This is a genomic window from Sulfoacidibacillus thermotolerans, assembly GCF_003144315.1.
GTDB classification, from domain to species: Bacteria; Bacillota; Bacilli; order Alicyclobacillales; family SLC66; genus Sulfoacidibacillus; species Sulfoacidibacillus thermotolerans.
Genome location: NZ_MPDK01000003.1, coordinates 159,189 through 165,188 on the forward strand (window position 1 = coordinate 159,189; position 6,000 = coordinate 165,188).

Genomic DNA, 6,000 nt, shown 5'->3' on the forward strand with positions numbered 1-6,000 from the left:
GGTGCTTTGAACTACTCCACAAAAACAGGTTGCGGATGCTTATTTCGCGAACTCTGTTTTTGTGGAGTTTTTCTTTTGCTTTAGGAGGTGATGTTGTTTTTCTTTTTATCCATTTGCGCATGGGAAGTGTGTGAAAGGTGCACGCTACTTCTTAATCACAAGAAATGCATTGCAATGAATGCACTTTATTTTATAGATGTTTGACATGTAGGATGAGGAGGAGACTATACGGTGAATACATTTCCGATTTCTTCATTTTGGCCGCTTGCAATTGGATTTTTAGGTCTTGCGATCAATTATTTTGTACAAGGCGGGACGGCAGTTTTTGGTGGACCCAATTGGAGTGGCGATAAGCAAAAGATGGAAAAAACATTGGGTCTATGGGGGATGGGACTTGGCGGTTTTGCTCAATTTATTACTGGCACTTATTTGATGGTGGGGTTGAGTTGGTTTCCTGTGTATCGCAATGCCGCTCCGCTGTATATGGCAGCGCTAGCCTTCACGATTTATGGGATTCACTGGATTGTTATGGGCTGGCGGCGTTACATCGGAGGAGAAGTGGGTCCGGAAGGATACATGGCCTTGGCTGTTCTCGTGTTGAGTGTACTGGGTGCAGTCTCCTTTCATACAGCGGGAGATATTCCGGCGACGATTTTATTCATAGGCTTAACGCTTATCTATGTCTGTGAAATCTTCGCCCGCTTTTTAGACAAGACAGTGTTTCATAAAGGTGTAGGGGTCTTTCAATTGTTAACGGGAAGTTGGTTATTATATCTGACAGTAGGTGTTACTCTTAATTTTGCTAATGGTGCGCATTTTTGGGTTTAATCGCTCGATGCACAACAGTATCCCTTCATCCAAAGCCAGATTCTTCGCGCTGTGCGTTTAAAAATAGACATTTTGAACTATAGTCATTGTTCCTGAACTCTGCTATGGTTAAAAATATCTGAGAGTCATTCGCGGAGTGTATATAGAGTGCGAAGGATGTACACCTGAATATGGAGGGTGCTGGAAAATGGATAGAGTGACTGGACAAGCTATGAATCGGGGAAATCATGGGATGGGCTTGAACAGTGATCGCAGGGAGCGCCATCTTCACGATCAAGAAGTATTTCATACGCTGTTGCGTGATCATGATCGAATTCAAAGAGAAGTGACCAACTTGCCAAATGGGATCCGAGCGACGACCACTTCTGATGATCCTGAAATCGTGAAACTTTTGCACGATCATGTACCTGCGATGCACCATCGGTTAGAAGAGAACTTTGGATTGCGTTTTTGGGATCCTGCATTTGTTGAGATTTTTGCCAATCGCGACAAAGTGCACATGGAAGTTACTCTTTTGCCAAATGGCGTACTCGTGGAAGAAACAAGTGACGATCCGAATGTCGTATTGCTTATTCAAGCGCATGGCGAGATGATCAACGGTTTTGTAAAGGAAGGGTTTGCTGCGGCCGAAAGGCAGGGCGTGTTGCCTGCAAACTATAAGCGGGTGTCTACTCGTGCATGATTGTCTCGTCAGGTGATCTGCTTTTAAAAGCAGTGGGCTTACTGTGTGTACGGATGAAGCTGTTACAGAAAGAACAACATTGCACCGCGATTGTTTAAGGCTGGCTGTTTTCTTATAGCCAGCCTTTTTCTTCTGCGTGCCGAATGGCATCCTGCCGAGTTTGGACTTGCAGTTTAGACATGATTTCAGACAAGTAATTGCGTACGGTTCCACTCGATAGAAAAAGTGTTTGTGCAATTTCTTTTGTTGTTAATCCACGACGGGCAGCTAACAAAATTTCAAGTTCGCGTTGCGTGAGCGGATTTTCTTCACGCATTGCCTGTAAGAGCAATTCCTTTGTCAGTATTTTTCCGCCTTGATAAACCGTGCGAATTGCAGTTGTCAACTCTTCGATATGTGCGTCTTTTAACAAATACCCCGATGCGCCTGCTTCAAGTGCCCGTTTGAAATAACCCGGTCGTGCAAATGTGGTGACGACCAGTGTTTTGCATGTAGGTAGTTGAATGGCAAGTTGTTTGACTACTTCAAGTCCACTTAGTAGCGGCAGTTCAAGGTCGATCAGCGCGATGTCAGGCTGTGTTTTTAATGCCAGTGCGATCGCGTTTTGGCCATCGCCAGCTTCTGCGACGACATTCATGTCTTCTTCAAGTTGTAGCAATGCGCTCAAGGCGCCACGTACGAGCGTTTGGTCTTCTGCTAGCATGATTTTGATCAATTTTTCGCTTCCCCTTTCCTGCAATTGTCATTGCTTTTTGGGTACTGCAAAGAGCCAGGCGAGGCCTTGTGTCCCCTGTGGAAGATAATCAGTAAATTCATCCCACGGCTGCAAAGCAACTCCGTTTGACCAGGAGAACACACGTCCGCCTATAGAATCAAGACGTGCATTGAGGCTGCTTAGTCCATAACCTAGTTTCTGTTTTTGGGGGGTTGTACTCTCATGTTCTAGTCCAATGCCGTTGTCAGCGACATATAAGCACAGAAATTTGTCTGTTGCAAAAAGGCGTATCACAGCTTCTGTCGCTTGACTATGGCGCACGATGTTTGTCGTCGTTTCACGTAAGCAAAATGCGAGTGTTTGTCTCATAGTAAGCGGAAGTTCGCAGTGTGTTTGTACCTTTTCTTCTAAATTGCGAATGCCTGCCGTTTGCAAGAATTTCATGGCTTCTTGCCACTCTTCCTCAAAATCTGCCTGGCGAATGCCTGTGATATATTCACGAACTTGAGTGAGCGCTTGGCGAGCGGCATTTTCAATATCGGAAATTTCTCCCTTTGCAAGTATTAAATCTCGTGTGAGCAACTGTTTTGCTAGTTGTGATTTTAGTGTAATGAGGGCGAGTTCATGCCCGATGACATCGTGCAAATCAGCGCTGATCCGCTCCCGTTCAGCAATTTTGGCCAAACGCTCATTTTCTTGTTGGGCGCGTTGTAATTCACGATGGGCAATTTGTATACGCATTTGATAATTTGTGATATAAGATGTTGCGCCTAGGCTAATGATGAAACCTGCAATAATCGGAAAATTATCAATACTAAAATCCCCGTGTTGTTGAAGTAGAAAGAGAAAATCAGCGAGATTACAAAGGATGAACAGTGGCAGCACAAAGGCTAATTGACGCCTGGTTAAGAGTGCACCTATGGCGGCTGCCGGATAAAAATCTAACCAAAAAAACCATCCTGAGAGTAAGGCTGCCATTATCATGACAAGCAATGATTCAACAGCGATCCAGATATATCGAGACTTTCCATGCAATCGATAAGTTTGAATATAAGCAAATGCAAAGATGAGGAGCAAAGAGAGACCAAGGAGCAGTTGTTTCAGTGGCATGGTAAAGAGAAAGAACAGGGGAATAAGCAATTGAAAGAGATATAAGTAACCAAAGGTTCGATTTTCTTTATGAAACAAGTGTTTCATAACATTCACTCTCCAACACGTTTCACAGGTTTACAGATCCTAGATTGCATTGCATCTGGAAATTTTGCTTGAATGCGGGATCTTCCAGCGAAAAGATGACAGATGTCACTTGTCGATTGCCATTTACTAGAGTGTATCATAAGGTAAACACGTTGCGAGGAGGTTCGTGCGCTTTGGCAGATGCGATTGTGGTTGAGGACTTACATAAATTTTACAAAGAAAAACATGCTGTGTGCGGGGTGTCTTTCCGTGTAGCGAAAGGGGAGATTTTTGGCATCGTTGGACCCAATGGAGCCGGAAAAACAACGACACTGGAAATCCTTGAAGGCTTGCGCAGACGCGATCGCGGAAGTGTGAAAGTACTGGGTCTAGATCCACAAAAACAGGCTCGTACTCTGCGAGAGCGAATAGGGATTCAGTTTCAATCGACCTCTATACAAGAGAGGTTAAAGGTTCGCGAGGCACTTACCCTCTTTTCTTCTCTATATAAAAAGCAGGGGAATGTGGATCGAGCGATAGAGTCTTTTGACTTAAAAAAAGTGGAGAACACCTACTTTAAGGATTTATCAGGGGGATGGAAGCAGCGTTTGATGTTAGCACTTGCGACGATTCACGATCCTGAACTCATTTTTTTAGATGAACCAAGCACGGGGCTTGATCCGAATGCGCGGCGTGAGATTTGGGCACTGATTAAACAATTGCGCGATGCCTCGAAAACGATTGTAATTACAACTCACTATATGGAAGAAGCAGAAAAACTATGCGATCGTGTGGCGATGTTCAAAGGGGGTGAAGTGGCTGCTCTTGACACGCCCAAGCGATTAATTGCTACGAGTATGGGGATGAATTATCTCTCTTTTTTATCAAGTACAGTAGATCGAACTAAGTTACGCGCGATTCATGGAGTTTCGCGTGTAGAGTGTGAAGGAGAGACAGTGAAAGTATATTGTGCAGATTTACAGGCAGTGAGTTTGCAGGTTTTTCAATTGGCACAGGAGCAAAAGTGGAAAATTGATGCGTTTTGTTTTGAAATGGGAAGTTTAGATGACCTTTTTGTCCAATTGATCGGAGGAGGCGAGAAGGCGTGAATGGATTGTGGCGGTTGCTCGTGATTGAGACAAAATTATTTTTCCGGGAAAAACAAGCGGTGTTTTGGACGTTTTTATTCCCCCTTGCGATGATCTGGTTGTTTGGTGAAATGTTTGGGAAATCATCGGTGGATGGGATGAGTTATAGTGATGCGTATGTGCCTTCTTGGCTTGCGATCAACATGTTGACGATCGCCTTATTTACGATTGGGACCACACTTTCATCCTATCGTCAGACGGGTGTCTTGCGACGCCTACAAGCGACTCCAGTTCCCTCGTGGATGATCCTTGCTGCGCATATGGCCTATGGTATTGTCATTTTTAGTTTTAGCGCGCTTGTGGTGATTCTTTTCGGGAAACTGCAATTTCAACTGAATTGGCCCAAGTATTGGGGGAGCACTTTCCTTGCACTGTTCTTGTCAGTGGCAGCCCTTTTTCCCTTTGGTTTGCTTTTGACTTCTTTTGCAAAAAATCCGCGCACGGCAGCTGCGATCAGTTCTCTGCTGTTATATCTGATGTTGTTTCTATCGGGAGCCACCTTTCCCGTTTCCGAAATGCCGAAATTCTTACAACAGATCTCAAAAATTTTACCTCTCTATTATGTAATCGATCTCTTACGTAAAACGTGGAATTTTTATCCAATCAGTAAGGAGGGGACCGATGTTTGGGTGCTTGTGGTGATCTTTATTGGCTCTATACTGCTAGCTCCACGTTTTTTTCGCTGGAATGGCGAATCTTCATAATGCGGAATCAGCACTCACGTCTAGCCTCTATTTTCGCGATTGTGCGTTTGGTTTTGCAAAGCAGGAATATGTTTTTGGGGACGAGCGCTCGTGCTTGCCCCACTTTACGCCCATCTTTGACTCGGAATTCTCCATACACAGTAATGGGTTGCGGTCAGAATACAGCGCACACGACGCGGTGAAACAGGCGCAGAGTTACATAGCGCAGGAGTACCGCCTGGGTAATTGATATGGACTTGGCACAGTTCTTTGACCGTGTAAATCACGATATGTTGATGGCGCGTGTGGTGCAGAAGGGCAAGGACAAGCGCCAGCTCAAATTGATATACAGGTACCTGCAAGCAGGAGTCATGACTTGAACAACAGTTTTCAGTGGACAAACAGCAAATTGATTCGAGAGCTTTTCCCAGAACGACGGATCGTCGTTGCGATTACAATGTATCAGGCATGATGTGAGACATTAGTAACACGAATTTCAAGTGCTGTAACCGAAGGGAGACAACCTTGTTCATTCGGGGCCCGTCTCCCTTTGAACTCAGGAAAGCGTGGATCTATATTCGTATGAGTACGAATCGCATAAAACGAAAAAATTGCAAAAATGCAATCTTTCAATCTTGGAAATAAAGGATTTTTATAGAATATAGCGTATTTCCTCTTTATCCATTTACTTTCTGGAAAAAAGGGGGGCACGTGGTGTTCTATTCAAGGTTTTTGGCCATGAGTTCACAGGGAAGGATGAGGCATTTT

The 6,000-nt window shown here is 44.4% G+C and carries 6 protein-coding genes and 1 pseudogene; 5 read left to right on the forward strand and 2 right to left on the reverse strand.

Annotated features, from left to right (window positions below):
* Window positions 1-231 precede the first annotated feature (231 nt).
* Together BM613_RS03400 and BM613_RS03405 are read left to right on the forward strand one after the other, a co-directional pair.
* Window positions 232-828: a hypothetical protein gene (locus tag BM613_RS03400; RefSeq protein WP_109429763.1), complete on the forward strand. Its 597-nt coding sequence runs from the start codon at window positions 232-234 to the stop codon at window positions 826-828.
* Window positions 829-1,015: 187 nt separating this feature from the next.
* A complete protein-coding gene (locus BM613_RS03405; RefSeq protein WP_219930620.1) occupies window positions 1,016-1,510 on the forward strand; it encodes a hypothetical protein in 495 nt (164 codons plus the stop codon).
* 112 nt (window positions 1,511-1,622) lie between these two features.
* Here the strand turns inward: BM613_RS03405 and BM613_RS03410 are convergent, their stop codons facing one another.
* Window positions 1,623-2,225: a response regulator transcription factor gene (locus tag BM613_RS03410; RefSeq protein ID WP_109429764.1), complete on the reverse strand. Its 603-nt coding sequence runs from the start codon at window positions 2,223-2,225 to the stop codon at window positions 1,623-1,625.
* Window positions 2,226-2,252: 27 nt separating this feature from the next.
* On the reverse strand, window positions 2,253-3,422 hold the full coding sequence (locus BM613_RS03415) for a sensor histidine kinase (protein ID WP_109429765.1): 1,170 nt from the start codon (window positions 3,420-3,422) through the stop codon (window positions 2,253-2,255).
* 173 nt (window positions 3,423-3,595) lie between these two features.
* Here BM613_RS03415 and BM613_RS03420 point away from each other — a divergent pair, with 173 nt between their 5' ends.
* The 3 genes and pseudogenes from BM613_RS03420 to BM613_RS15475 form a co-directional block, all read left to right on the forward strand.
* The gene (locus tag BM613_RS03420; RefSeq protein WP_109429766.1) at window positions 3,596-4,510 is read left to right on the forward strand and encodes an ABC transporter ATP-binding protein; all 915 of its coding nucleotides are present in this window, start codon (window positions 3,596-3,598) and stop codon (window positions 4,508-4,510) included.
* A complete protein-coding gene (locus tag BM613_RS03425) occupies window positions 4,507-5,253 on the forward strand; it encodes an ABC transporter permease (protein ID WP_109429767.1) in 747 nt (248 codons plus the stop codon). The genes BM613_RS03420 and BM613_RS03425 overlap by 4 nt, the downstream gene beginning before the upstream one ends.
* Before the next feature lie 103 nt (window positions 5,254-5,356).
* Window positions 5,357-5,606, forward strand: a pseudogene (locus tag BM613_RS15475) (group II intron reverse transcriptase/maturase); the annotation flags it as partial.
* Between the last annotated feature and the right edge of the window lie 394 nt (window positions 5,607-6,000).